We start from the raw sequence: 20,159 nt of genomic DNA on the forward strand, positions 1-20,159 counted from the left end.
GCCAGGTCTGCCGCGTCCGCACCGGTTCAGATGCCCGACGGATATTTGGGCTGGATGTCCACCGGGATGCCATTCAGCCCATCGATCACCGTTTCTGCATTCTCGTCCAGCTTGGCATAACGCGCGAGGAACGCCTTGGTGCCGGCATAATCGCCGGTTCCCTGCAGCCGCACGACGTCGGCGATCAGATCGCGCAGCCCGGCACGCATCTTCGCATTGTCGATGCGATAGCGCTGCGCGCCCTCGTCCCAAACGAACGCGCCCTTCTCCTTCAGATAGGCGTATTGCATCGCCGCGCCCTGCCCGTGCGCCTCGTCGATGCCGAAGCGAACGGCGCGGAAGATGCCGGCGAAATAGGTCGCCCAGAGCTGCGGCTCCTCGGCCGCTGGCATCTCGCCCTTTTCCATCATGAACAGGATGTTCCACACCCCCATGATGTCGGCCTTGCCCTCTTCCAGCGCCGAATTGAGTTCTTTCAGCTCGGCGCTGACCGTGGTCTTCCGGCCGTCGACCGTGATCGAGCCCGGCCCGAGGCTGTGCGACAGTTCGTGGAACAGCGTTTCCGCTTCCATATATTTCTTCACGACCAGCCCGGCCTGATCGCCCACCAGCACCTTGGACGCCATCGGCTGCAGGATGCGATCGAACTTGGCGCCCAGCACATTGGCCAGGATCACCTTCTTCGCACCCTTCGCTTCGCGCACCCGCTCGTCATTGGGCAGGTTGAACGCCACCGTCTGCACGCCCGGCACATTGTCGCCGCCGCCGCGGATCTGCTCGGCGACCACGATCGGCGAAGCGAAGCCGCGCTTGAAATTCTTGAAGCGCTCCTCGACCGGCAGGTTCGCTTCCATGTCGCGCAGGTAGCGCTTGTACTTGTCGAGGGCGGCGCTCTCCTGCGGATTCTTGATCGTCAGGAAGCTCTCGAACGCGGTCTTCGCGCCATAGAGTTTGTCGGTATAGACCTCATAGGGTCCGATCGCGATCTCGATCGGCGTGCCGCTGAGGTCCATCCACGCCAGCTCGGACTCGTAATAGTCGTTGGTGCCGAATGCCTTGGCGCGCAGGCTCAGGAAGCGCTTGAGGCTGGGGTTGGTGGTGGTCGCCGCGGCGTCTTCGAGCAGCTTCGCCGCCGGCTCCAGCCATTCGCGATAGGCGACCGAATAGGGCACCGCGACCAGCCGGTCGCCCTCGCGCTTCACCACCGTATAGGGATCGGTCAGCGCCGCCTTTTCGTCGGGATGCCTGGCCAGATAGGCGTCGAACTGCGCGCGGGTGAGGTCGGCGGGGTAGAAGCCCGCGCCCGCCGGGCGCTGCGTGCGGCCGAAGAAGGGATGATCCTCGTCCAGCGTATCCCACGGGCCGAAATGCAGGTCGAACATGTCGAGCAGCACATCGCGCTTCGGACCGGCAGGCATCGCCGCGATCTGCGCGCGTACCTCCGGATTGGCGGCATAGGCCTGGCGCAGATAGATCTGGCTCATCAGGTCGGATGCCTTGATGAGCAGGTTGACGACCTTCTTCTCCTCGTCGCTGAGAAAGGCGGTGTCGGCCGTCATGTCGATCCGCGCGATCTTCGCGCGCTGCGCAGCGATATCATAGCGGTCGGTGGGGGTGATGGTCATCGTCTCGGTCTGGTTCGTATCGCTGCTGCCGGAACAGGCGGCGGTGGTTGCAAGCAGCAGGGCGGCGATCAGGGTTTTGCGCATCGAGTGAGGGGTCTCGGCTGGTAAGGTGCGGTTGAAGGCCAGCCTAACCGGCTGGTCCGCCAAGGGGAAGCCGCGCTAGGCTCGGCGCATGAACGATCCGGCCGACATGACCTATGCGCGCTATCTCGCGCTCGATACGCTGCTCGATGCGCAGCGCCCGATCTCGTCGGAAGATGATGAGATGCTCTTCATCATCATCCACCAGACCAAGGAGCTGTGGCTGAAGCAGACCATCGCCGAACTGTGGCGCGCCAAGGCGCTGGTTCGCAAAGGGCTTCTCCACGAGGCCTATAAGAGCCTCGCGCGCGTCTCGCGCATCCAGGCGGTGCTGACCCTGAGCTGGGACGTGCTCGCGACGATGACGCCCAGCGACTATACCCGCTTCCGCGGCGTGCTCGGCGGCAGCTCGGGCTTCCAGTCCGACCAGTTCCGCACCGTCGAATTCCTGCTCGGCCTCAAGGACGCGGCGCATCTGCGCTATCAGGAAGACCGTCCGGAGGCGCAGGCCGCGCTGGCGGCGGCGCTCGACGTGCCGAGCCTGTGGGATGATGCGATCGCGCAGCTCGCCGCGCATGGCTTCGCGGTGCCTGCGCATGCGCTGGAGCGCGACTGGCGGCAGGCCTACCAGCCCGACGCTGAGGTCGAGGCCGGCTGGGCCGAGGTCTATCGCGATCCCGAGCGCTGGTGGGATCTCTACCAGCTCGCCGAGAAGCTGGTCGACGTGGACGATGCGATGGCGACCTGGCGGCACAAGCATGTGCTCACGGTGGCGCGCGTCATCGGCGGCAAGCGCGGCACCGGCGGCACCGCGGGCGTCCCCTATCTCCAGTCGACGCTCACCAAGCGCGCCTTCCCCGAACTCTGGTCGCTCAGGACCCTGCTGTGATCGCGGGGATCGATCGCCGCCGGCTGCTCGCGATCGGCGGCTTCGGGCTCGGCGCGATCGGCCTCGGGCTCGGCCCGGCGGTCGCGGCGGTGATGGCGGCGCGGGGGTTCACCCATGGCGTCGCCAGCGGAGAGCCGGGTACGGACTCGGTGCTGTTGTGGACGCGCCATGTGGCCGATGGCGAGGACTCGACCGTGACGGCCGAGATTGCCGAGGATGCCGGCTTCCGCCGCATCGTCGGTTCCGCCATGGTCCGCACCGGCGCGTGGCGCGACTGGACGGCGAAGGCGACCATCGCCGGGCTGCGGCCGGGCACGGCCTATCATTACCGCTTCGTCGCCCGCGATGGCGCGGTTTCGCCGGCGGGGCGGACGCGGACCTTGCCTGCAGACGATGCCCGGCGTGTCGCCTTCGCGGTCTTTTCCTGCGCCAACCTGCCGTTCGGCCATTTCAACGCCTATGGCCATGCGGCGGCGCGCGGCGACCTCGATTTCGCGCTGCACCTCGGCGATTATTATTATGAGTATCGCAGCGGCTTCTATCCCGATCCCAAGGATGTGCTGCCCGGCCGCGCGCTGGAGCCGGTGGGCGAGGCGATCGCGCTCGCCGACTATCGCCTGCGCCACGCCTGCTACCGTGCCGATCCCGACCTCCAGGCGCTCCACGCCGCGCTGCCGATGATCGCCTCGTGGGACGATCATGAGACCGCCAACGACAGTTGGGAGGGCGGCGCGCAGAATCATGACGCGTCCGAAGGCGATTGGAGCGTGCGCAAGGCGGCGGCGATGCAGGCGTGGCGCGAGTGGCTGCCGGTGTCGGAACTGTCGTGGGCCAGCTATGATCTCGGCGGGCTCGGAACGCTTTACCGCACGGATACGCGGCTCGCGGCGCGCTCGCGACCGCCATCGCCGCCCACCGCTGATCCCCGGGCGCTCGCCCGTTTCCGCGACGGCGCGTGGATGGATCCGGCGGCGACGATGATGGGCACCGAACAGGAAGCCTGGCTGGCGGCGCGCATGCGCGGATCGATCGTGGCCGGGCGGCGCTGGCAGGTGCTCGGCTCGGGGGCGATCGTCGCCAATCTGCTGATGCCTGCCGATGCCGGCGGCTGGCTCGATGCCGATGCCCCGGCATTCTATCGTGGGTCGATGGCGGCGGGGATGGCGCTGGGCGCGGCCGGCATGCCATTCAACATGGATGCCTGGGGCGGCTATCCGCAGGCTCGCGCGCGGCTGCTCGGCATGGCGCAGGCGCTGGAGGCGGATCTCGTCGTGCTCTCGGGGGACAGCCACAACAGCTGGGCGTTCGATCTCGCGCAGCAGGGAAGGCCCGCCGGCGTCGAGTTCGCCGGGCACAGCGTCAGCTCGTCGGGCTATGAGACGGTGACGCGCACCATCGGCCCCGCCACCGTCGCCCGCAGCTTCGCCGGCGCCAGCCCCGAACTGCGCTGGGCCGACCTCGCGCACCGCGGCTACATGGCGGTAGAACTCACCGCCGACCGCGCATCCTGCACCTGGATCAACATGCACACGATCGCCGAACGCTCCCGAACGACGGTGCCGGGCAAGACGTTGTGGGTCTCGCCCGGCCGCCGGCGACTCGAGGGGATATAGGAAGAACCGAGCTGGTGATCCCTACCACCAGGTGTCCATTTCTAATTTGCAGATCGTGGACTTCTAATTATCATGGCCTTGAGATCCAATTACCCGGTGAACGATGTACGATCGATTCGTTGAACGGCGGGTGGAAGATGCGCTTTCGGATACACCGGTCGTCCTGATCGTCGGACCGCGCCGGGCCGGGAAGACCACGCTCGTCCGCAAGATGGGTAAGAAAGGGCGCGCTTACATCACGCTCGACGATCAAACCGCGCTTGAGGCGGCCCGGTCCGATCCCGCCGGGTTCATTCGTGGTCTCGACGAAGCGATCATCGATGAGATCCAGCGCGTGCCTGACCTGCTGTTGGCGATCAAGAAAGCCGTGGACGATGATTACCGTCCCGGTCGTTTCCTGCTGACCGGATCCGCCAACGTGCTGACCTTGCCACGCGTGGCTGACAGCTTGGCGGGAAGAATCGAGACCATCCGGATTCTGCCGCTTGCGCGCGCCGAGATCGAAGGGCGGACAACCGGCTTCATCGAGCACCTGTTCGATGCGAAGCTGGGGAAAGCGCATGGTGCGTCGGTTGGCGACGATCTTATCGCTCTCGTGCTGCAGGGCGGCTTCCCCGAGGCGATCGCTCGAACGAGCGAGCGGCGGCGGCAGGATTGGGCGCGTGCCTATCTGAACTCGATCCTGACCCGTGATCTCAGAGACATTGCCGACATCGAGAAGATGACCGAGCTCCCCCGTTTCGTTCGCTTCCTCGCAGAGCATTCGGGACAGCTGGCCAACTACTCGCAACTGGGCGCCAGCATTGGCGTGAGCTACAAAACGGGTCAGCGCTATGTCGCGCTGCTCGAACACGTCTTCCTCGTATCGACAGTGCAGCCTTGGTTTACCAACGCGATAAAGCGCATCGCGAAGACACCGAAGCTGCACTTTCTTGATTCCGGCGTGCTGGCCGCTGTTCGCAATCTCGGATTCGCGCGGGTGAGGGACGACCGGACCCTTCTCGGACCGCTTCTGGAGACGTTCGTGTTCGCCGAGGTGGAAAAGCTCATCACGGCGTCGAATCTGGGGCTCACGCTTTACCATTTCCGCGATTCGCAAATGCGCGAGGTGGATATCGTTCTCGAACGCGACGATGGCATGATCGTGGGAATCGAGGTCAAGGCATCGGCGACGGTAAGGTCGGCGGACTTCGCCGGGTTGCGGACCCTCGCAGAGATTTGCGGCGACCGCTTCGCCTATGGCGTCATGCTCTATGACGGGGCCGATATCGTGCCTTTCGGCGAAAGGCTGGCAGCCGCACCGATCTCATCGCTTTGGGGTTAGCGCCGGAACAGGCCTTCCCAGATCGAGGATCGACATCGGACTAGGCTTGCGCCGAGCCCGATGTCCTGATCCCGGTCAGCCGAACAGCTTCGCCGCGGTTTCGGCGACGCGCTTGCCGAGGTAGCGGGCACCGCCCAGTTCGTCCTCGCTCGGCTGGCGGCTGCCGTCGCCCGCCGCGATGGTGGTTGCGCCATAGGGGGCGCCGCCCTTGACGACATCGACGCCCATCTGCGCCTGATAGCCATAGTCGAGGCCGACGATGGTCATGCCGAAGTGCAGCAGGTTGGTGATGATCGAGAAGAGCGTGGTCTCCTGCCCGCCGTGCTGGCTGGCGGTGGAGGTGAAGGCCGCGCCCACCTTGCCGTTCAGCGCGCCGCGCGCCCACAGCCCGCCGGCCTGGTCGAGGAATGCCGCCATCTGGCTGGAGATGCGGCCGAAGCGGGTGCCGGTGCCGACGATGATCGCGTCGTACTGCTCCAGATCGGCGACGGTCGCGACCGGCGCGTCCTGATCATATTTGAAATGGTTGGCGCGGGCGAACTCCTCCGGCACGGTCTCGGGAACGCGCTTGACGTCCACCGTCGCGCCACCGGCGCGCGCGCCCTCGGCGATGGCGTTCGCCATCGTCTCGATATGTCCGTAGGTCGAATAATAGAGCACCAGAACCTTGGCCATCGTCAGTCTCCTGTTTCAATTGCGGTTAACGGGGTGGTCGGCGGCGATCGGGGGCGCCTTCGGGGAGGGGGAGGTGCGGCGCCCCGGCAGGTATGAACGGACGGGCGTCAGACCGCATCGACCAGAACGACCTCGGCATCGTCGATGCCGGTGATCTCCAACGTTGCGACATCGGTGATCGCGGCGCCGTCGCGGCCCTCGAGGCGAACGCCGTTCACGGTGATGCTTCCCCTGGCCGGCACCAGATACAGATGCCGCTTCGGGTCGACCTCGAGCACCGCCTGTTCGCCGGCCTTCAGCGTCGCCGCCATCACCCGCGCCTCGGCGCGGATCGGCAGCGCATCCTCATCATTGGCATAGCCGCTGGCGAGGGTAACGAAGCGGCCGGAGCGGTCGCCTTTGGGGAAGGGACGCGCCCCCCAGCTCGGCTCGCCGCCGCGACCGGCGGGTTCGATCCAGATCTGGAACAGCGTCGTCGTCTCGTCCTCCAGATTATATTCGGCGTGCCGCACGCCGGAACCTGCGGACATCACCTGCACGTCGCCCGCGGCGGTGCGGCCGACATTGCCCATCGAATCCTGATGGGTGATCGCACCCTCGCGGACATAGGTGATGATTTCCATGTCGCTGTGCGGGTGCGGCGGGAAGCCGTTCTTCGCGGCGATGCTGTCGTCGTTCCACACGCGCAGCGCGCCCCAGCCCATCCGGCTCGGCTCGTAATAGCCAGCGAAGCTGAAATGATGCGTGGCGTTCAGCCAGCCATGATCGGCATGGCCGAGGCCGGCAAACGGTCTGCGTTCGATCATGACTCGGTCTCCTCGAAGGAGGGCGCCTTCCGCGCCTCGACCGCAAAGATGGCGCTTGCCGGGGGCATAGAAAATAGAAATGATCGAAACGCATCGTTTCGATATTTGAGGGTATCATGCTGCCGGATCTGGAAGCCTGGGCGATCTTCGCGCGCGTTGCCGAAGCCGGATCCTTCGCGGGGGCTGCCGCGCAGACCGGGCTGTCGACCGCCACCGTCTCCAAGGCGGTGGCACGGCTGGAGCGTCGGCTGGGCGAGCGGCTGATTCACCGCACCTCGCGCCGGCTGGCGTTGACCGAGACGGGGCGGGTGCTGGTCGTGCGCGCGCAACGCATCTTGGCGGAAGGCGAGGCGGCGGAGGCCGAGGCGTCCGCCGCCTCGCCGATTCCGCAGGGGCTGGTGCGCCTTGCCGCGCCGATGAGCTTCGGCCTCGCGCATGTGGCACCCGCGCTGCCGGCGCTGTTCGCGCGGCATCCGTTGATCAGGATCGACCTCAGGCTCGACGACCGGATGATCGATCCCATCGCCGAAGGCGTGGATATCGTTCTGCGAATCGGCCGCCTCGCCGATTCGAGCCTGATGGCAAGACGGTTGTGCGACGTTCGCCTGCTGCTCGTCGGCGCCCCTCGTTATTTCGTCGATCATGGCATGCCCGCCCACCCCGCCGATCTGGCGCAGCATCGCTGCCTGATCTACGCGAACCTGCCGCCGGTGTGGCACTTCACCGACGCGGCGGGGCATGAGGAAGAGGTGCGCGTGGAGGGGCCGTTGATCGCCAACAACGCCGATGCGTTCGATTCAGCGCTTGCGGCAGGGCTGGGCCTGTCGCTGCATCCTGATTTCATGATCGTTGACAGGCTTGCGCGCGGCGCGCTGGTGGAAGCGATGCCGGGCTGGCGCGCCCCCCATTCGGCACTCTACCTCCTCACCCCGCCGGGCGGACCGCGTCCGGCGCGCGTGCAGGCGGTGGTCGACCATCTCGTCGCGCAGCTTGGTGGCTGGTCGGCGCGTCCTGCCGGTGCCACGGGGGCGGCATGAGCACCCCCGCATCCGAATCACCCCTCCTGCGGCTCGCCGACTTCACCCCCTATCAGCTGTCGGTCACCTCCAACGCCGTCAGCCGCACCATCGCCGACAGCTATGAGGCGATGTTCGGGCTCAAGATTCCCGAATGGCGGCTGATGGCGCTGCTCGGCGAACATGGCAGCGCCACCCAGCGCGATCTCTGCCGCCTGTCGGAAATGGACAAGGTCACCGTCAGCCGAGCGGCGCAGGCGCTGGTCACGCGCGGCGTGATCGAGCGGCTGCCGAGCGCGGAGGACCGGCGCTCGCACGCCCTGGCGCTCACCCGCGCCGGGCGGCGGCTCTATGCCCGGATCGTGCCCGCCGCTCTGGGCATGGAGGCGGCGGTGCTCGCGGTACTCGATCCCCGGGAAGTGGCGCAGCTCAAGGCGCTGCTCGCCCGCCTGCGCGATCGGGTGGATGCGCTGCGCGTCGATTCGAATCCCGATGCGCCCGAAGCGGCGCCCGAATCGGAAACAGGCGTTCAGCCGGCGGGGACGAGTTCGGTGGTGATGGTCCCCGGCGACAGATAGGGCGTGGCGATCGCGTAGATCGACATCGTCAGGATCGTCGCCAGCGTGATGCCCATGCCCACCGCGCGCAGCCGCAGCTGCGCGGCCTGCGAACGGCCCGCATCCATCCCATAGGCATGGGCGATTCGCCCCAGGATGTAGAAGGCGCCGACCAGCCACAGCCAGATGTTGGTGCCGCGCGCGAACTCCACGAGCGCGAGCAGGATCAGCACCAGCGGCGTGTTCTCGATGAAATTGGCGTGGGCGCGAATCCGGCCCAGCAGCAGCGGATCGCCGCCGTCGCCCACCGAAATCTTGCGCGCGCGACGGACCATGCTGACCCGCATCGCCAGCCAGATGGTAAGCAGGCCGGCGGCGCCGGCGATCGTCAGACTGATCGGAAGGATCATTGCAGTCCCCTTGGGCGGCCGAGAGGAACTGCCTGCCATGTCCGTCCAAAGCTTGCAACGCGGCGTGAAATCGCTATAGGCGCTCACTCGCTCGCGACGAGTCCGGCCGCCACGGCCTGCGGCCCTATTCCTGCCGCTGTATTCCATGGCGTAAAGGCGTCGTCGCTGGATATTTGCCCTGGTAAGATGGATAAGGTGCCGAAATGGCGGTCCCGAAGAGAAAAACGTCGCCCTCCAAGCGCAACATGCGCCGCAGCCACGATGCGCTGTCGGTCGAGGCGTTTCAGGAATGCCCGAATTGTGGCGAACTCAAGCGTCCGCACAATCTGTGCAATGCGTGCGGGCATTATAACGGCCGCGAAGTCGTTTCGGTCGAGGGCTGAACCGCTCTCAGCCCGGGGTGGAGTGATCGCTGGTGGTTGATTCGCCGCGGATCGCAATCGACGCGATGGGTGGCGATACCGGGCTGGCCGTAATGCTGGCCGGTGCCGAAGCCGCCTACCGGCAGGACGGGGCTCTGCGCTTCCTGCTGGTCGGTGACGAAGCGGCGATTCGCGAGGCGCTCACGCGTCATGCCGAACTCGCCGAAGCGTCCGAAATCCTTCACGCGCCCGATCGTATCGCTGGCGAGGACAAGCCGAGCCAGGCGATTCGTCGCGCCAAGACGACATCGATGGGCCTTGCCATCGACGCGGTAAAGACGGGGCGTGCGGGTGCTGCGGTTTCGGCCGGCAACACCGGCGCGCTGATGGCCATGGCCAAGCTGGCGCTGCGCACGATCAAGGGTATCGACCGGCCGGCGCTTGCTGCGTTGCTGCCGACGCTCGGCAACAATGATGTCGTGATGCTCGATCTCGGTGCCAACACCGATTGCGATGCGCGCAACCTCATCCAGTTTGCGGTGATGGGCGCGGCCTATGCGCGTTCCGCCCTCGAACTCGCGCAGCCGCGGGTCGCGTTGCTCAATATCGGCACCGAGGAACTGAAGGGCACCGACGAGGTCCGCGATGCTGCAGCGATGCTGCGGCAGGCGGATTATCTGCCGCTGCAGTTCACCGGCTTCATCGAGGGCGATCGCATGTCGCGTGGCGATGTCGACGTGATCGTGTGCGACGGCTTCTCGGGCAATGTCGCGCTCAAGACGATCGAGGGCACCGCGCGCTTCGTGGCGGATCTGCTGCGTCGCGCGTTCACCAGCTCGCTGCGCTCGAAGATCGGCTTCCTGATCTCGCGCCCCGCCACCGAGCTGCTGCGCCACCATCTCGATCCCAACAATCATAACGGCGCCATCTTCCTCGGCCTCAACGGGCTGGTGGTGAAGAGCCATGGCAGCGCCAACGCCAATGGCGTCGCCAACGCGATCAGGCTCGCCGCGCGGCTGGTGCGCGACGATCTCACCCGCCGGATCAGCGAGGATCTGGCCAATTTTGATACGCACAAAGGCCCAGAGGCAGTGACGGCATGACGCGACGCGCGGTGGTTCTGGGTACGGGGTCGGCGCTTCCCGCCCGGCGGATGTCCAATGACGAACTCGCCGAGTTCGTCGATACCTCCGACGCGTGGATCGTCGAGCGCACCGGCATCCGCAATCGCCACGTCGCGGGCGAGGGCGAGACCACCGCGACGCTCGCGACCGACGCCGCGCGCCGCGCGATCGCGGCGGCGGGCATCGAACCCGCCGACATCGACCTGATCGTGCTCGCCACCGCGACACCGGACCAGACCTTTCCCGCTTCCGCCACCAAGGTGCAGGCCGCGCTCGGCATCAACGATTGCGTCGCGTTTGATGTCCAGGCGGTCTGCTCGGGCTTCCTCTATGCGCTGTCGGTCGCCGAAAGCATGATTCGCGCCGGATCGGCGCAGCGCGCGCTGGTGATCGGTGCAGAGACCTTCAGCCGCATCCTCGACTGGGAAGATCGCGGCACCTGCGTGCTGTTCGGCGACGGTGCCGGCGCGATGGTGCTGGAAGGCCGCGACGAGCCCGGCGAACAGGGCATCATCGCCACGCGCCTGCATGCCGACGGCCGCCACAACGGCCTGCTCTATGTCGATGGCGGCCCTTCCACCACCGGCACCGTCGGCAAGCTGCGCATGCAGGGCCCCAAGGTGTTCATCCACGCGGTCAAGAACCTCGCGTCGGTGATGACCGAGGTCCTCGAAGTGGCCGGCGTCGCCGCCGAGGAGGTCGACTGGCTCGTGCCGCACCAGGCCAATGCGCGCATTCTGGTTGCAACCGCCGAGAAACTGGGGCTTCCCGCCGAAAAGGTGGTGATGACGGTGGCCGACCATGCCAACACGTCCGCGGCCTCGGTACCGCTCGCATTCGATGCCGCGGTGCGCGATGGCCGGATCCGGCGCGGGCACCTCGTCGTGCTCGAGGCGATGGGCGGCGGCTTCACCTGGGGCGCGTCGGTTCTGCGGTATTGATGACCGGGCGCTGGTAACGCACTTCTTGTTGCGATGAACTCGCATCGGATATTCTACGAATTTGGCTGTATTGGATCGTTACCATCGAATGTTCTTCGAGGCCTGTACAAGTCAGACGAAAGGCCAGCATCGACGCCGGCATCGGATGGAACCTGTTCAGTCCCGTTTCTGATCGAAACGGTGATTGTCGGCCTGGGAAATGGCGTTCACCCAATCATTTGACGCGGCGGCGCGACCCTATAATATGCCGTTTCGTTACTGGGTCCTGATTGGGGGGCTAAATGGTCGCGGGAACTTTGACGCGTGCCGATCTCGCTGAAGCGCTCCACCGCGAGGTGGGACTTTCTAGGACCGAGTCCTCAGCGATCGTCGAGCAGATCCTGTCACACATGTGCGACGCGCTGGCGAGCGGCCAGAACGTGAAGATCTCCGGATTCGGCAGCTTCCTGCTGCGCGACAAGGGGGAACGGATCGGCCGCAATCCCAAGACCGGCGTCGAGGTGCCGATCGCGCCGCGGCGGGTGCTCACCTTCCGCGCCAGCCAGATGATGCGCGACCGGATCGTCGAGACGGGCTGATCGCGGGCGTGGCGGTGACGGGCAAGACCGAGGCGGCATTCCGCACGATCGGCGAACTTTCTGCCGAACTGGGCGTGCCGCAGCATGTGCTGCGATACTGGGAAACGCGCTTCCCGCAACTCCGCCCGCTGCAGCGATCGGGCCGCCGCCGCTATTACCGGCCGGCCGACGTCGCGCTCGTCAGGCGGATCCACGCTTTGCTGCAGCAGGAAGGCTATACGATCCGCGGCGTGCAGAAGTTGCTCGGCGCCCGGTCGGCGCCGGCGCGCGCCGACGCTGTCGAACGCGGCGCCGATACGGATACGATCGCGCCGTCGCCTGAAGCGGTGACCGACCTCCGCCCTGCGCTGATCGGCATTCGCGACCGGCTGGCGCAGGCACTCGCCCGCGATGCCGCGTCGGTTCAGCCCTGATCGGGGCCGAGCGCGGGATCGACGTCGCGCGGGCGGATGAAGCGCGTGAGCCTCCCCGTGCGCGGCTTGATGTCGCCCCAGTCATCGACCTCGAATTGAAGCTCGGCGACGGTCGCGGTGGGGAATTTCTCTTCGAGCACCCGGCGCAGACTGTCGTCGCCATCCGCCGGCGTCAGCAGCAGCGCCAGGTCTTCCAACCCGGGATTGTGACCTACCATCAGCAGGTGCGCGCTGCTCGCCGGCGCGTCATGAACCACGTCGAGCAGCGTCACGCACGAGGCGAGGTAGATGCGCTTGTCCCACACCGGCGACATCGTTGTGCCGTAGCCGTCCCAGAACTTCTCGAGCGTTTCCACGCAGCGCACCGCGGGTGATGCCACGACATGGTCGAACTGCATGGCTTGCGCCTTCAGGTGGCCGCCCATCGTCGCGGCCGCGCGCTCGCCCTTGCGGTTGAGCGGCCGGTCGAAATCCCGCGGCACGCTGTCGTCCCAGCTCGATTTGGCATGGCGCAACAGCGTCAGCGTCTTCATTTGCCCTCACCCACAGCAGCCCTTGCCACGCCATGCCCCAAAGGCGTGACGGAGGAAAGGCGCGCGGCGACGCGCACCGCCGCCTCGTCGAGCGTCACGCGGGAGATCGGCACGCCGCGCGGGAAGGCGGAAAGCAGGCGGGAAGGCATCGCCGACGACAGCAGCACGAAGGTCCCGCGATCGTCGGCACCGCGGATCAGCCGGCCGAAGGCCTGCGCCAGCCGTGCGCGGATGAGCCGGTCGTCGAACGCGCTGCCGCCGCCCGCGGCGCGCCGCGCGGCGTGGAGCACGGTTGGCTTGGGCCAGGGCACGCCTTCCATGATCACCTGCCGCAGTGAATGGCCCGGCACGTCGACGCCGTCGCGCAACGCATCGGTGCCGAGCAGCGACGATCCGGTCTCGTCGCGGAAGATGTCGATCAGGGTGGCGGTGTCGATCGGATCGACATGCTGCGCGTAGAGCGGCAGCCCGTCCTGCGCGAGGCGGTCGGCGATGCGGGCATGCACCGCGCGCAGCCGCCGGATCGCGGTGAAGAGCCCCAACGTCCCGCCACCCGCCGCGGCGATCAGCTTGGCATAGGCGTGGGCCAGCTGCGCCACGTCGCCGCGCTTGATGTCGGTGACGATCAGCACCTCGGCCATGGAAGGATAGTCGAACGGGCTTTCCGCTTCGAAATGCTGCACGTCGGCGGGCAGATGGATGGCGCCGGTGCGGGCATCGGCCGTGTCCCAGCCCTCGGGGCCCTTGAGCGTCGCGGAGGTCACCAGCACGCCGTGCGCGGGCTTGAGCACCAGCTCGGCCACGGGCCGGGTCGGATCGAGCCAGCGGCGGTGGATGCCGATGTCCATCTCGCGCCCCTCGAACCGATCCACCGCGAGCCAGTCGACGAAGTCGCGGTCCGCGGGGCCGCCGACACGCGACAGCAGCGCCAGCCAGCCGCCGACCATGTCCTGCCGCCAGGTCAGGCTGGCGAGCGCGCCCTCGATGCGCGCACGCGCTTGCCCGTCGAGCCAGTCGGGCCCCTCCTCAATCACCGCTTCCAGCCGCCGGCCGAGCTTGACCAGCGGTCGCAGCAGCGCGTCCAGCGCCTCCGCAGCGGGCTCGGCGGCAGAGACCAGCGCGCCATCGAGCTCCGCCATCTCGGTTTCCAGCCCATAGCCGGCATCGACGCCATCGCCGCGCGCGAACACGGTGCCGCGCACCGCCGCGAGCAGATCCTCGATGGGCCCGAACGGTGCACCCTCGCCGATGCGCGCCAGCCAGCCGTCACCGGGCAGCGCCTGCGCGGCGCGGCCGGCATCGCTGATCGCCATCGCGCCCTCGGCATCATAGCTGGCGACGTCGGAGAGACGCGCGGCGAGCCCCCGGCGGCGCCCCCGTGCGCGCGATTCCGGCCCAAGCACCCAGCGCCTGAGCTCGATCGCCTCCTGCCCCGACAATGCCGTCGCGAACATCGAATCGGCGGCGTCGAACAGATGATGCCCCTCGTCGAACACGATCCGCTGCGGGCGGTTCGCCGCCTCGCGCCCGCGCGCGGCGTTGACCATCACCAGCGCATGGTTGGCGACGACGATATCGGCATGCGCGCTCGCGCGCGCCGCATGCTCGATGAAGCATTTCCGATAGTGCGGGCAGCCGGCATAGACGCACTCGCCGCGCCGGTCGGTCAGCGCGGTCGATCCCGCGCGCCGGAACAGCGCGGGCAGCCAGCCCGGCAGGTCGCCGCCCACCATGTCGCCGTCGCGGGTGAACGCCGCCCAGCGCGCGACGAGGTGCGCGAGGATCGCGGCGCGGCCCTGGAATCCGCCCTGCAGCGCATCCTCCAGATTGAGCAGGCAGAGATAATTCTCCCGCCCCTTGCGCACCACCGCGCGCCGTTTGCGCACCGCCGGATCGGGGAACAGCCGCACCAGTTCGCGATCGAGCTGGCGCTGCAGCGCCTTGGTGTAGGTGGAGATCCAAACCGGGCCATCCGCCCGCTCCGCCCACAGGGACGCGGGAGCGAGATAGCCCAGGGTCTTGCCGATGCCGGTTCCCGCCTCGGCGAGGAGCATATTGGGGGCGTCGCGGGACAGTCGGGGGGCAAAGGCGGTGGTGGCGGCGCGCGCGAAATCCTGCTGGCCGGGGCGCTGCTCGGCCCCTGCGCCGGTCAGCAGCGCCAGCCGCGTGGCGGCATCGTCGGGCTCGACGGTTACCGTGCGCGGTTGCGCGCGCGGCGCGCCCTCCTCCCATTCGGGCAGGCGCGAGAACAGCCAGCGCTCGGCTTCCCTGGGGCGGGCGATGCGCGGGGTGAGTGCCGCGGCCCAGGGCCAGCGCAGCCGGCCCAATGTCTGCGCGGAGGTCCAGGCGCCCTCGCGCTCGGCCCAGTCATCGCGCTCGAGCTGTGCGAACAGCGCCCGCGTGATCGCGAGCAGGGTCGCGGCGGCATCGGCGTCGTTCGCGGGCGGTTCCACCACAAGCGCGCGCGCCAGGCCGCGCGGGGTCGGCACCGCGAAGCGCGCCGGATAGACGAAGGCGAACAGTTCGAGCAGGTCCAGTCCGGACAGGTCGGGATAACCCAGTCGCTGGCCGACGAGCGGTGCGTTGAGCAGGATCATCGGCGTTTCGGCGGCGCGCGCGATCGCCTCGCCGCGGCCGATGCGACGGGTTTCGCCCTCGGGCGTGGCGATCCAGATGCCGCCATGGCTGGCGTGCAGCGCGGCCCAGGGCAGCGTCATCGGCGCGCTTTTGCCCGCCGGACGGGCGTTTTCGGCCACTCAAACGCTGAAAACCCTCTTGGCATCGCCTCGCTCGCCGCTATCTGAACCAAGCTATAGGTGAACGAGAACAAATGACAAACGATCGCGTGCCCCCCTCCCCCGAACACCGCGCCGCGGCGCTGGCGTCGAAGGCCTGGCCTTATGAGGAGGCCCGCAAATTGCTGGCGCGCTACCCGAACGGCAAGCCCGGCGGCGCCCCGATCCTGTTAGAAACCGGCTATGGCCCGTCGGGCCTGCCGCACATCGGCACCTTCAACGAGGTGCTGCGCACCACGATGGTGCGCCAGGCCTTCCACGCGCTTTCCGACCAGCCGACCCGCCTGATCGCGTTCAGCGACGATATGGATGGTCTGCGCAAGGTGCCTGCCAACGTGCCCAACGGCGAGATGCTGGCGCACTATATCGGCAAGCCGCTGACCAGGGTGCCCGATCCGTTCGGCAAGTATGAGAGCTTCGCGCATCACAACAATGCGATGCTGCGCGATTTTCTCGATCGCTACGGCTTCGACTATGAATTCCTCTCGGCGACGCAGTGCTACGCCTCGGGCCGGTTCGACGAGACGCTGAAGTCCGTCCTGCGCCACTATGACAAGATCATGGGCGTGATGCTGCCGACGTTGCGCGCCGAGCGGCAGGCGACCTATTCGCCGGTGCTGCCGGTCAGTCCGAAGTCGGGCATCGTGCTGCAGGTGCCGGTCGAGGTCGTCGATGCCGAACGGGGCATCATCCGCTTCGTCGACGAGGGCGATACGATCGAGCAGTCGATCCTCGGCGGGCAGGCCAAGCTGCAGTGGAAGGTCGACTGGGCGATGCGCTGGGTGGCGCTGGGCGTCGATTATGAGATGGCGGGCAAGGATCTGATCGACTCGGTCGTCCAGTCCGGCAAGATCGCACGGGTGCTGGGCGCGAAGCCGCCCGAGGGCTTCAACTACGAGATGTTCCTCGACGAAAAGGGCGAGAAGATCTCGAAGACCAAGGGCAACGGCCTCAGCCTCGAGCAATGGCTGACCTACGGCCCGCAGGAGAGCCTCGCCTTCTACATCTACCGCGAGCCCAGGAAGGCGAAGTCGCTGCACATGGGGGTGATCCCCCGTGCAATCGACGATTACTGGCAGTTCCGCGGTACCTATCCCGGCCAGCCGATCGAACAGCAGCTCGGCAATCCGCTGCACCATATCCATGACGGTGCGGTGCCGACCGAGGCGCTGCCGGTGACGTTCGGCCTGTTGCTCAACCTCGCCGGCGTGCTCGGCGATGCCAGCCGCGAGCAGATCTGGTCCTATCTATCCAACTATGTGGCCGATGCGACACCGGAAAATTATCCGGAGCTCGACAGGCTGGTCGGCTATGCGCTCGCCTACACCCGCGATTTCGTCGCGCCGACGCTCAGGCGCCGCGCGCCCGATGCGCGAGAGGCGGCGGCGCTCGAGGATCTCGATGCGGCGCTGGAGAAGCTGGGCGCCGATGCGAGCGCCGAGGATATCCAGAACGAGGTCTATGAGATCGGCAAGGCGCATTTCGGCAAGGACGCGCTGCGCGACTGGTTCAAGGCGCTCTACGAAACCCTGCTCGGCTCCAGCCAGGGCCCGCGCATGGGCAGCTTCATCGCGCTCTACGGCGTGGAAAATTCGCGCGCGCTGATCGCCAAGGCACTGGCCTTGCCGGTTACGGAAGTCTGACCGCGACGGGCGGCGCCGTCAGCGCGGCAAGCCGACGTGCTTGAGGGAAACGCTTTCCGCAAAGGAAGCGTTTCCCTCTCGGTCCTGCCCCTTTCGGACCGACGCCGGCGGTTTCGGTGTCGGCCGCGCCGGAGCGCACTCGCCGGCGCGGCCCCACCGGGCAGTTTCAACCCTTCCGTCAGCGTCGAGCAGCAAAGCAGACCTGCGTCATCAAAGCTCGTTTCAGCAGGGCTGAAAGCTGACCCGCACGATCGTGCCGCCATCCGGCGCATCGAGAATGGTCACGTGGCCGCGATGATGCTCCACCACCTGCCGCACGAGGCTCAGGCCGAGTCCGGTGCCGGTCGATCGGGGCCGCAGGCGATAGAATTCGTCGAACACATTGTCCCGTTCCTCGGGCGGGATGCCGGGGCCATCATCCTCGACCTCGAACGACGCATCCTGAACGCGGACGATGACGCGGTCGCCGCCATGTTCGACCGCGTTCTGCACGAGATTGGTCAGCACGCGCTCGATCGCCCCGACATTGCCCATGATCGGCAAGGGATGTTCGACCTGCACCTCGATCGACTTGCCCGCAGCGATCAGCAGCGGCGCGAGATCGGCGGCGGTTCGCCGGGCGAACGCGGCGAGGTCGATCACGGTGTCCGGCAGATTCTGATCGAGGCGATGGAGGTCCAGCAACTGCTCGGTGAGGTTGGCGAGCCGCGCGACGGTTGCCGACAATTGCCGTCTGGTCGCCGCATCGGCGGCCTCGATCTTGACCTGCAGCAGCGCGATCGGGGTGCGCAGTTCGTGCGCCGCCGAGGCGATGAAGCGGCGTTGGCGGTGATAATCCTTGTCGAGCCGGTTCAGCGCGTCGTTCACCGCGCGGACGAGCGGTTCGATCTCGCGCGGCACTTCCTTCTCCGAAAGGCGGGTGCCGCGGCTGTTTGCGTCGATGCCCTCCGCTTCCTTGGCGATCCGGGTTACGCCGGCGAGCGCCCGGTTCACGATCAGCGGCGTCATGACGATCGTCACCAGCGCGAGGATGAGGAAGATCGGCACGACGACAAGGTTGGAGAACAGCGCCACCGTCAGCGTGACGGTGGTGATCTTGCCATGGCCGATGATCGTCAGCGTACCTGCCGGGCCCCTCTCCCGCCGGATCACCGCCGTCAGGTCATAGGGGGCCGAGCCGTCGCGCAGATGCGCGTAGGAAATATCGGCAAGCAGCGCGTGGGATTGCGCATATTGGCGCGGCACCTTGCCGAAGGAAATGAGGCGCCCCTGCTCGTCCCGCGCGAGAAACCAGAGATCGGGCGCGGCGCGGCGCAATGTCTCCAGATCGGGAGTCATGCGCACGGCCAGGCTGCCATCGTCGCGCCGCGTGATAGCCTCCGCCACCACCTTCGTCATTTCCTCGTCGACATAATGGCCGCCCCCGTCGATCCGCAGCAGCAGCGCCATGAAGATGGTGAAGGTGACGAGCGAGATCACGAGCTGGAACAGCAGCGGCTTGATGATCAGCGGCCGCTTCAGCGATGGCTGCCGCCGGCTCATGCGCGGGCTCTCAGCAGATAGCCGACGCCGCGGATCGCGTGGATCTCGACCTCGGCGCCGGCCTCGGCGAGTTTGCGGCGGAGGCGCGAGATGTGGGAGTCCAATGTGTTCGACTGGACCTCGTCGTCGAAGCCGAACACCGCCTGCTCCAGCGATTCGCGCAGCACGGTCCGTCCCCGGCGGCGCAACAAGGTCGCGAGAACGCGCATCTCGCGCCGCGGCAGGTCGAGCCGCCGTCCGTCCACCGACGCCTCGTCGAAGGCCAGGTCGAACACCAGGCGGCCGACGCGGACCTCGTCCGGCGTCAGTTCGTTCGGCCGGCGGCGCAACGCGCGGATGCGCGCCAGCAGTTCCTCGAACGCGAAAGGCTTGGCGAGATAGTCGTCGGCGCCCTCATCGAGCCCGGCGATGCGATCGGACAATTCGCTGCGCGCGCTGAGCACGATGATCGGCACGCCCGGATTGCGCTGCCGCAGCGCGGGAATCAGCGACAGGCCGTCGCCATCGGGCAGCGTCCGGTCGAGGACGACAAGATCATGCACGCCGAAAGAGGCTGCTTCCTCGGCGATCGAAAGGCGGTCGGCCCAGTCGACGATGCATTGTTCCTGTTCGAGCAGGCTCCGGATCGTCGTCGCCAGTTCGGCTTCATCCTCGACGAGCAGAATGCGCATCAACTGTCTCTGCTTCCCTGAAGCGGCGGTGGCATCCGATGGCGACGCCGCTCGTCATTCGCACCGATACCAGCGTCCGTCCGAAGCATGATAGCTGTCGGACCGTTCGTCGTAATTACCATAGCGGTCCTTGCAACCGGCGCGACATCCACCGGCCCGTTTGCGAAGCCATGCTTCATGCTCCCTACGGCGCATCCACATCCCGAATGCCCGGCCAAGGGACCATGCGGACATTGCCTCAACATGGCGCCGTGCCCGGCGGGGCCGATCCGGACCGGCGTCAGGCTGCCGCAATGTTGGCAACCGATTCAGCGCCGACCCGGCGCCACGCATGGCGGCCAAAGCGCGAAGGACCTGGGATGAAAGCAACCATCGGTGCGGCGATCATGCTCGCGTTTCCCGCTGCCGCCGCCGCGGTGCAGACGGCATCACCTGCGCTGGACAGCGACACTGGCGTTGCGACGATAGATGCCGACAAGGCCGATCATGGCGATCACGCCGAACGTTGCGACGATCTGCAGGCCCGCTTCGCGCGTCAGTGAGCCGAAGCCGTACGATGAT

At 67.1% G+C, this 20,159-nt stretch carries 20 protein-coding genes; 12 read left to right on the forward strand and 8 right to left on the reverse strand.

Annotated elements, in window-relative coordinates; genetic code table 11:
* Nucleotides 1-26: 26 nt before the first annotated feature.
* The gene (locus NX02_RS24545; protein WP_025294812.1) at nt 27-1,709 is read right to left on the reverse strand and encodes a dipeptidyl-peptidase 3 family protein; all 1,683 of its coding nucleotides are present in this window, start codon (nt 1,707-1,709) and stop codon (nt 27-29) included.
* 88 nt (nt 1,710-1,797) lie between these two features.
* Between NX02_RS24545 and NX02_RS24550 the strand changes: the two genes are divergently transcribed.
* The 3 genes from NX02_RS24550 (at nt 1,798) to NX02_RS24560 (ending at nt 5,532) form a co-directional block, all read left to right on the forward strand.
* Nucleotides 1,798-2,595 carry a tryptophan 2,3-dioxygenase gene (locus NX02_RS24550; protein ID WP_025294813.1) on the forward strand — a complete coding sequence of 266 codons (798 nt, stop codon included), beginning with the start codon at nt 1,798-1,800 and terminating at the stop codon, nt 2,593-2,595.
* A complete protein-coding gene (locus tag NX02_RS24555; RefSeq protein WP_025294814.1) occupies nt 2,592-4,208 on the forward strand; it encodes an alkaline phosphatase D family protein in 1,617 nt (538 codons plus the stop codon). The genes NX02_RS24550 and NX02_RS24555 overlap by 4 nt, the downstream gene beginning before the upstream one ends.
* A gap of 103 nt (nt 4,209-4,311) precedes the next feature.
* Nucleotides 4,312-5,532 (forward strand): ATP-binding protein, encoded by a 1,221-nt coding sequence (locus NX02_RS24560; RefSeq protein WP_025294815.1) that lies wholly within the window; start codon nt 4,312-4,314, stop codon nt 5,530-5,532.
* A 75-nt stretch (nt 5,533-5,607) separates the two neighbouring features.
* Here the strand turns inward: NX02_RS24560 and wrbA are convergent, their stop codons facing one another.
* Nucleotides 5,608-6,207 carry an NAD(P)H:quinone oxidoreductase gene (gene wrbA / locus NX02_RS24565; RefSeq protein ID WP_025294816.1) on the reverse strand — a complete coding sequence of 200 codons (600 nt, stop codon included), beginning with the start codon at nt 6,205-6,207 and terminating at the stop codon, nt 5,608-5,610.
* A gap of 107 nt (nt 6,208-6,314) precedes the next feature.
* Complete coding sequence (locus tag NX02_RS24570) at nt 6,315-7,013, reverse strand: pirin family protein (protein ID WP_025294817.1); 699 nt, start codon at nt 7,011-7,013, stop codon at nt 6,315-6,317.
* A gap of 116 nt (nt 7,014-7,129) precedes the next feature.
* Between NX02_RS24570 and NX02_RS24575 the strand changes: the two genes are divergently transcribed.
* Both NX02_RS24575 and NX02_RS24580 read left to right on the forward strand, forming a co-directional pair.
* On the forward strand, nt 7,130-8,050 hold the full coding sequence (locus NX02_RS24575) for a LysR family transcriptional regulator (RefSeq protein ID WP_039996823.1): 921 nt from the start codon (nt 7,130-7,132) through the stop codon (nt 8,048-8,050).
* Nucleotides 8,047-8,607, forward strand: a complete 561-nt coding sequence (locus NX02_RS24580) for a MarR family winged helix-turn-helix transcriptional regulator (RefSeq protein ID WP_025294819.1) — start codon at nt 8,047-8,049, stop codon at nt 8,605-8,607. The genes NX02_RS24575 and NX02_RS24580 overlap by 4 nt, the downstream gene beginning before the upstream one ends.
* Here the strand turns inward: NX02_RS24580 and NX02_RS24585 are convergent.
* On the reverse strand, nt 8,559-8,996 hold the full coding sequence (locus tag NX02_RS24585; protein WP_025294820.1) for an MAPEG family protein: 438 nt from the start codon (nt 8,994-8,996) through the stop codon (nt 8,559-8,561). The two genes, NX02_RS24580 and NX02_RS24585, sit on opposite strands and share 49 nt — an antisense overlap.
* A 203-nt stretch (nt 8,997-9,199) precedes the next feature.
* Here NX02_RS24585 and rpmF point away from each other — a divergent pair, with 203 nt between their 5' ends.
* The 5 genes from rpmF to NX02_RS24610 all read left to right on the forward strand — a co-directional run bounded on the left by rpmF (nt 9,200) and on the right by NX02_RS24610 (nt 12,414).
* Nucleotides 9,200-9,379, forward strand: coding sequence for a 50S ribosomal protein L32 (rpmF, locus tag NX02_RS24590; protein WP_025294821.1), 180 nt, complete (start codon nt 9,200-9,202; stop codon nt 9,377-9,379).
* Nucleotides 9,380-9,411: 32 nt separating this feature from the next.
* Nucleotides 9,412-10,461, forward strand: a complete 1,050-nt coding sequence (plsX, locus tag NX02_RS24595) for a phosphate acyltransferase PlsX (protein ID WP_025294822.1) — start codon at nt 9,412-9,414, stop codon at nt 10,459-10,461.
* A complete protein-coding gene (locus NX02_RS24600) occupies nt 10,458-11,423 on the forward strand; it encodes a beta-ketoacyl-ACP synthase III (protein ID WP_025294823.1) in 966 nt (321 codons plus the stop codon). The genes plsX and NX02_RS24600 overlap by 4 nt, the downstream gene beginning before the upstream one ends.
* A gap of 281 nt (nt 11,424-11,704) precedes the next feature.
* Entirely contained in the window at nt 11,705-12,001 is a 297-nt protein-coding gene (locus NX02_RS24605) for an integration host factor subunit alpha (protein WP_025294824.1), read from the forward strand.
* Between the two features lie 8 nt (nt 12,002-12,009).
* A complete protein-coding gene (locus NX02_RS24610; protein ID WP_039996824.1) occupies nt 12,010-12,414 on the forward strand; it encodes a MerR family transcriptional regulator in 405 nt (134 codons plus the stop codon).
* On the opposite strand, the gene NX02_RS24615 is transcribed toward NX02_RS24610, so the two are convergent.
* Both NX02_RS24615 and NX02_RS24620 read right to left on the reverse strand, forming a co-directional pair.
* Nucleotides 12,405-12,947 carry a SixA phosphatase family protein gene (locus tag NX02_RS24615; protein ID WP_025294826.1) on the reverse strand — a complete coding sequence of 181 codons (543 nt, stop codon included), beginning with the start codon at nt 12,945-12,947 and terminating at the stop codon, nt 12,405-12,407. The genes NX02_RS24610 and NX02_RS24615 overlap by 10 nt on opposite strands.
* Nucleotides 12,944-15,664: an ATP-dependent DNA helicase gene (locus tag NX02_RS24620; protein WP_039998066.1), complete on the reverse strand. Its 2,721-nt coding sequence runs from the start codon at nt 15,662-15,664 to the stop codon at nt 12,944-12,946. The genes NX02_RS24615 and NX02_RS24620 overlap by 4 nt, the downstream gene beginning before the upstream one ends.
* 113 nt (nt 15,665-15,777) lie before the next feature.
* Here NX02_RS24620 and NX02_RS24625 point away from each other — a divergent pair, with 113 nt between their 5' ends.
* Nucleotides 15,778-17,385 (forward strand): lysine--tRNA ligase, encoded by a 1,608-nt coding sequence (locus NX02_RS24625; RefSeq protein ID WP_025294828.1) that lies wholly within the window; start codon nt 15,778-15,780, stop codon nt 17,383-17,385.
* A 222-nt stretch (nt 17,386-17,607) separates the two neighbouring features.
* Here NX02_RS24625 and NX02_RS24630 read toward each other — a convergent pair whose 3' ends face one another.
* Together NX02_RS24630 and NX02_RS24635 are read right to left on the reverse strand one after the other, a co-directional pair.
* Nucleotides 17,608-18,927, reverse strand: coding sequence for a sensor histidine kinase (locus tag NX02_RS24630; RefSeq protein WP_025294829.1), 1,320 nt, complete (start codon nt 18,925-18,927; stop codon nt 17,608-17,610).
* Nucleotides 18,924-19,598 carry a response regulator transcription factor gene (locus tag NX02_RS24635; RefSeq protein WP_025294830.1) on the reverse strand — a complete coding sequence of 225 codons (675 nt, stop codon included), beginning with the start codon at nt 19,596-19,598 and terminating at the stop codon, nt 18,924-18,926. Before NX02_RS24635 ends, NX02_RS24630 begins: the two co-directional genes overlap by 4 nt.
* Before the next feature lie 359 nt (nt 19,599-19,957).
* Here NX02_RS24635 and NX02_RS24640 point away from each other — a divergent pair, with 359 nt between their 5' ends.
* A complete protein-coding gene (locus tag NX02_RS24640; RefSeq protein ID WP_025294831.1) occupies nt 19,958-20,140 on the forward strand; it encodes a hypothetical protein in 183 nt (60 codons plus the stop codon).
* Nucleotides 20,141-20,159: the final 19 nt, after the last annotated feature.

Origin of the sequence: Sphingomonas sanxanigenens DSM 19645 = NX02 (genome assembly GCF_000512205.2) — a bacterium.
Lineage (GTDB): Bacteria > Pseudomonadota > Alphaproteobacteria > Sphingomonadales > Sphingomonadaceae > Sphingomonas_D > Sphingomonas_D sanxanigenens.

Excerpts from the sequence above, each read along its gene's own strand:
- NX02_RS24545 (WP_025294812.1), bottom strand. The coding sequence starts at position 1,709 with ATGCGCAAAACCCTGATCGCCGCCCTGCTGCTTGCAACCACCGCCGCC.
- NX02_RS24550 (WP_025294813.1), top strand. The coding sequence starts at position 1,798 with ATGAACGATCCGGCCGACATGACCTATGCGCGCTATCTCGCGCTCGAT.
- NX02_RS24560 (WP_025294815.1), top strand. The coding sequence starts at position 4,312 with ATGTACGATCGATTCGTTGAACGGCGGGTGGAAGATGCGCTTTCGGAT.
- wrbA (WP_025294816.1), bottom strand. The coding sequence starts at position 6,207 with ATGGCCAAGGTTCTGGTGCTCTATTATTCGACCTACGGACATATCGAG.
- NX02_RS24570 (WP_025294817.1), bottom strand. The coding sequence starts at position 7,013 with ATGATCGAACGCAGACCGTTTGCCGGCCTCGGCCATGCCGATCATGGC.
- NX02_RS24575 (WP_039996823.1), top strand. The coding sequence starts at position 7,130 with ATGCTGCCGGATCTGGAAGCCTGGGCGATCTTCGCGCGCGTTGCCGAA.
- NX02_RS24580 (WP_025294819.1), top strand. The coding sequence starts at position 8,047 with ATGAGCACCCCCGCATCCGAATCACCCCTCCTGCGGCTCGCCGACTTC.
- NX02_RS24585 (WP_025294820.1), bottom strand. The coding sequence starts at position 8,996 with ATGATCCTTCCGATCAGTCTGACGATCGCCGGCGCCGCCGGCCTGCTT.
- rpmF (WP_025294821.1), top strand. The coding sequence starts at position 9,200 with ATGGCGGTCCCGAAGAGAAAAACGTCGCCCTCCAAGCGCAACATGCGC.
- NX02_RS24600 (WP_025294823.1), top strand. The coding sequence starts at position 10,458 with ATGACGCGACGCGCGGTGGTTCTGGGTACGGGGTCGGCGCTTCCCGCC.
- NX02_RS24605 (WP_025294824.1), top strand. The coding sequence starts at position 11,705 with ATGGTCGCGGGAACTTTGACGCGTGCCGATCTCGCTGAAGCGCTCCAC.
- NX02_RS24615 (WP_025294826.1), bottom strand. The coding sequence starts at position 12,947 with ATGAAGACGCTGACGCTGTTGCGCCATGCCAAATCGAGCTGGGACGAC.
- NX02_RS24620 (WP_039998066.1), bottom strand. The coding sequence starts at position 15,664 with ATGACGCTGCCCTGGGCCGCGCTGCACGCCAGCCATGGCGGCATCTGG.
- NX02_RS24625 (WP_025294828.1), top strand. The coding sequence starts at position 15,778 with ATGACAAACGATCGCGTGCCCCCCTCCCCCGAACACCGCGCCGCGGCG.
- NX02_RS24630 (WP_025294829.1), bottom strand. The coding sequence starts at position 18,927 with ATGAGCCGGCGGCAGCCATCGCTGAAGCGGCCGCTGATCATCAAGCCG.
- NX02_RS24635 (WP_025294830.1), bottom strand. The coding sequence starts at position 19,598 with ATGCGCATTCTGCTCGTCGAGGATGAAGCCGAACTGGCGACGACGATC.
- NX02_RS24640 (WP_025294831.1), top strand. The coding sequence starts at position 19,958 with ATGAAAGCAACCATCGGTGCGGCGATCATGCTCGCGTTTCCCGCTGCC.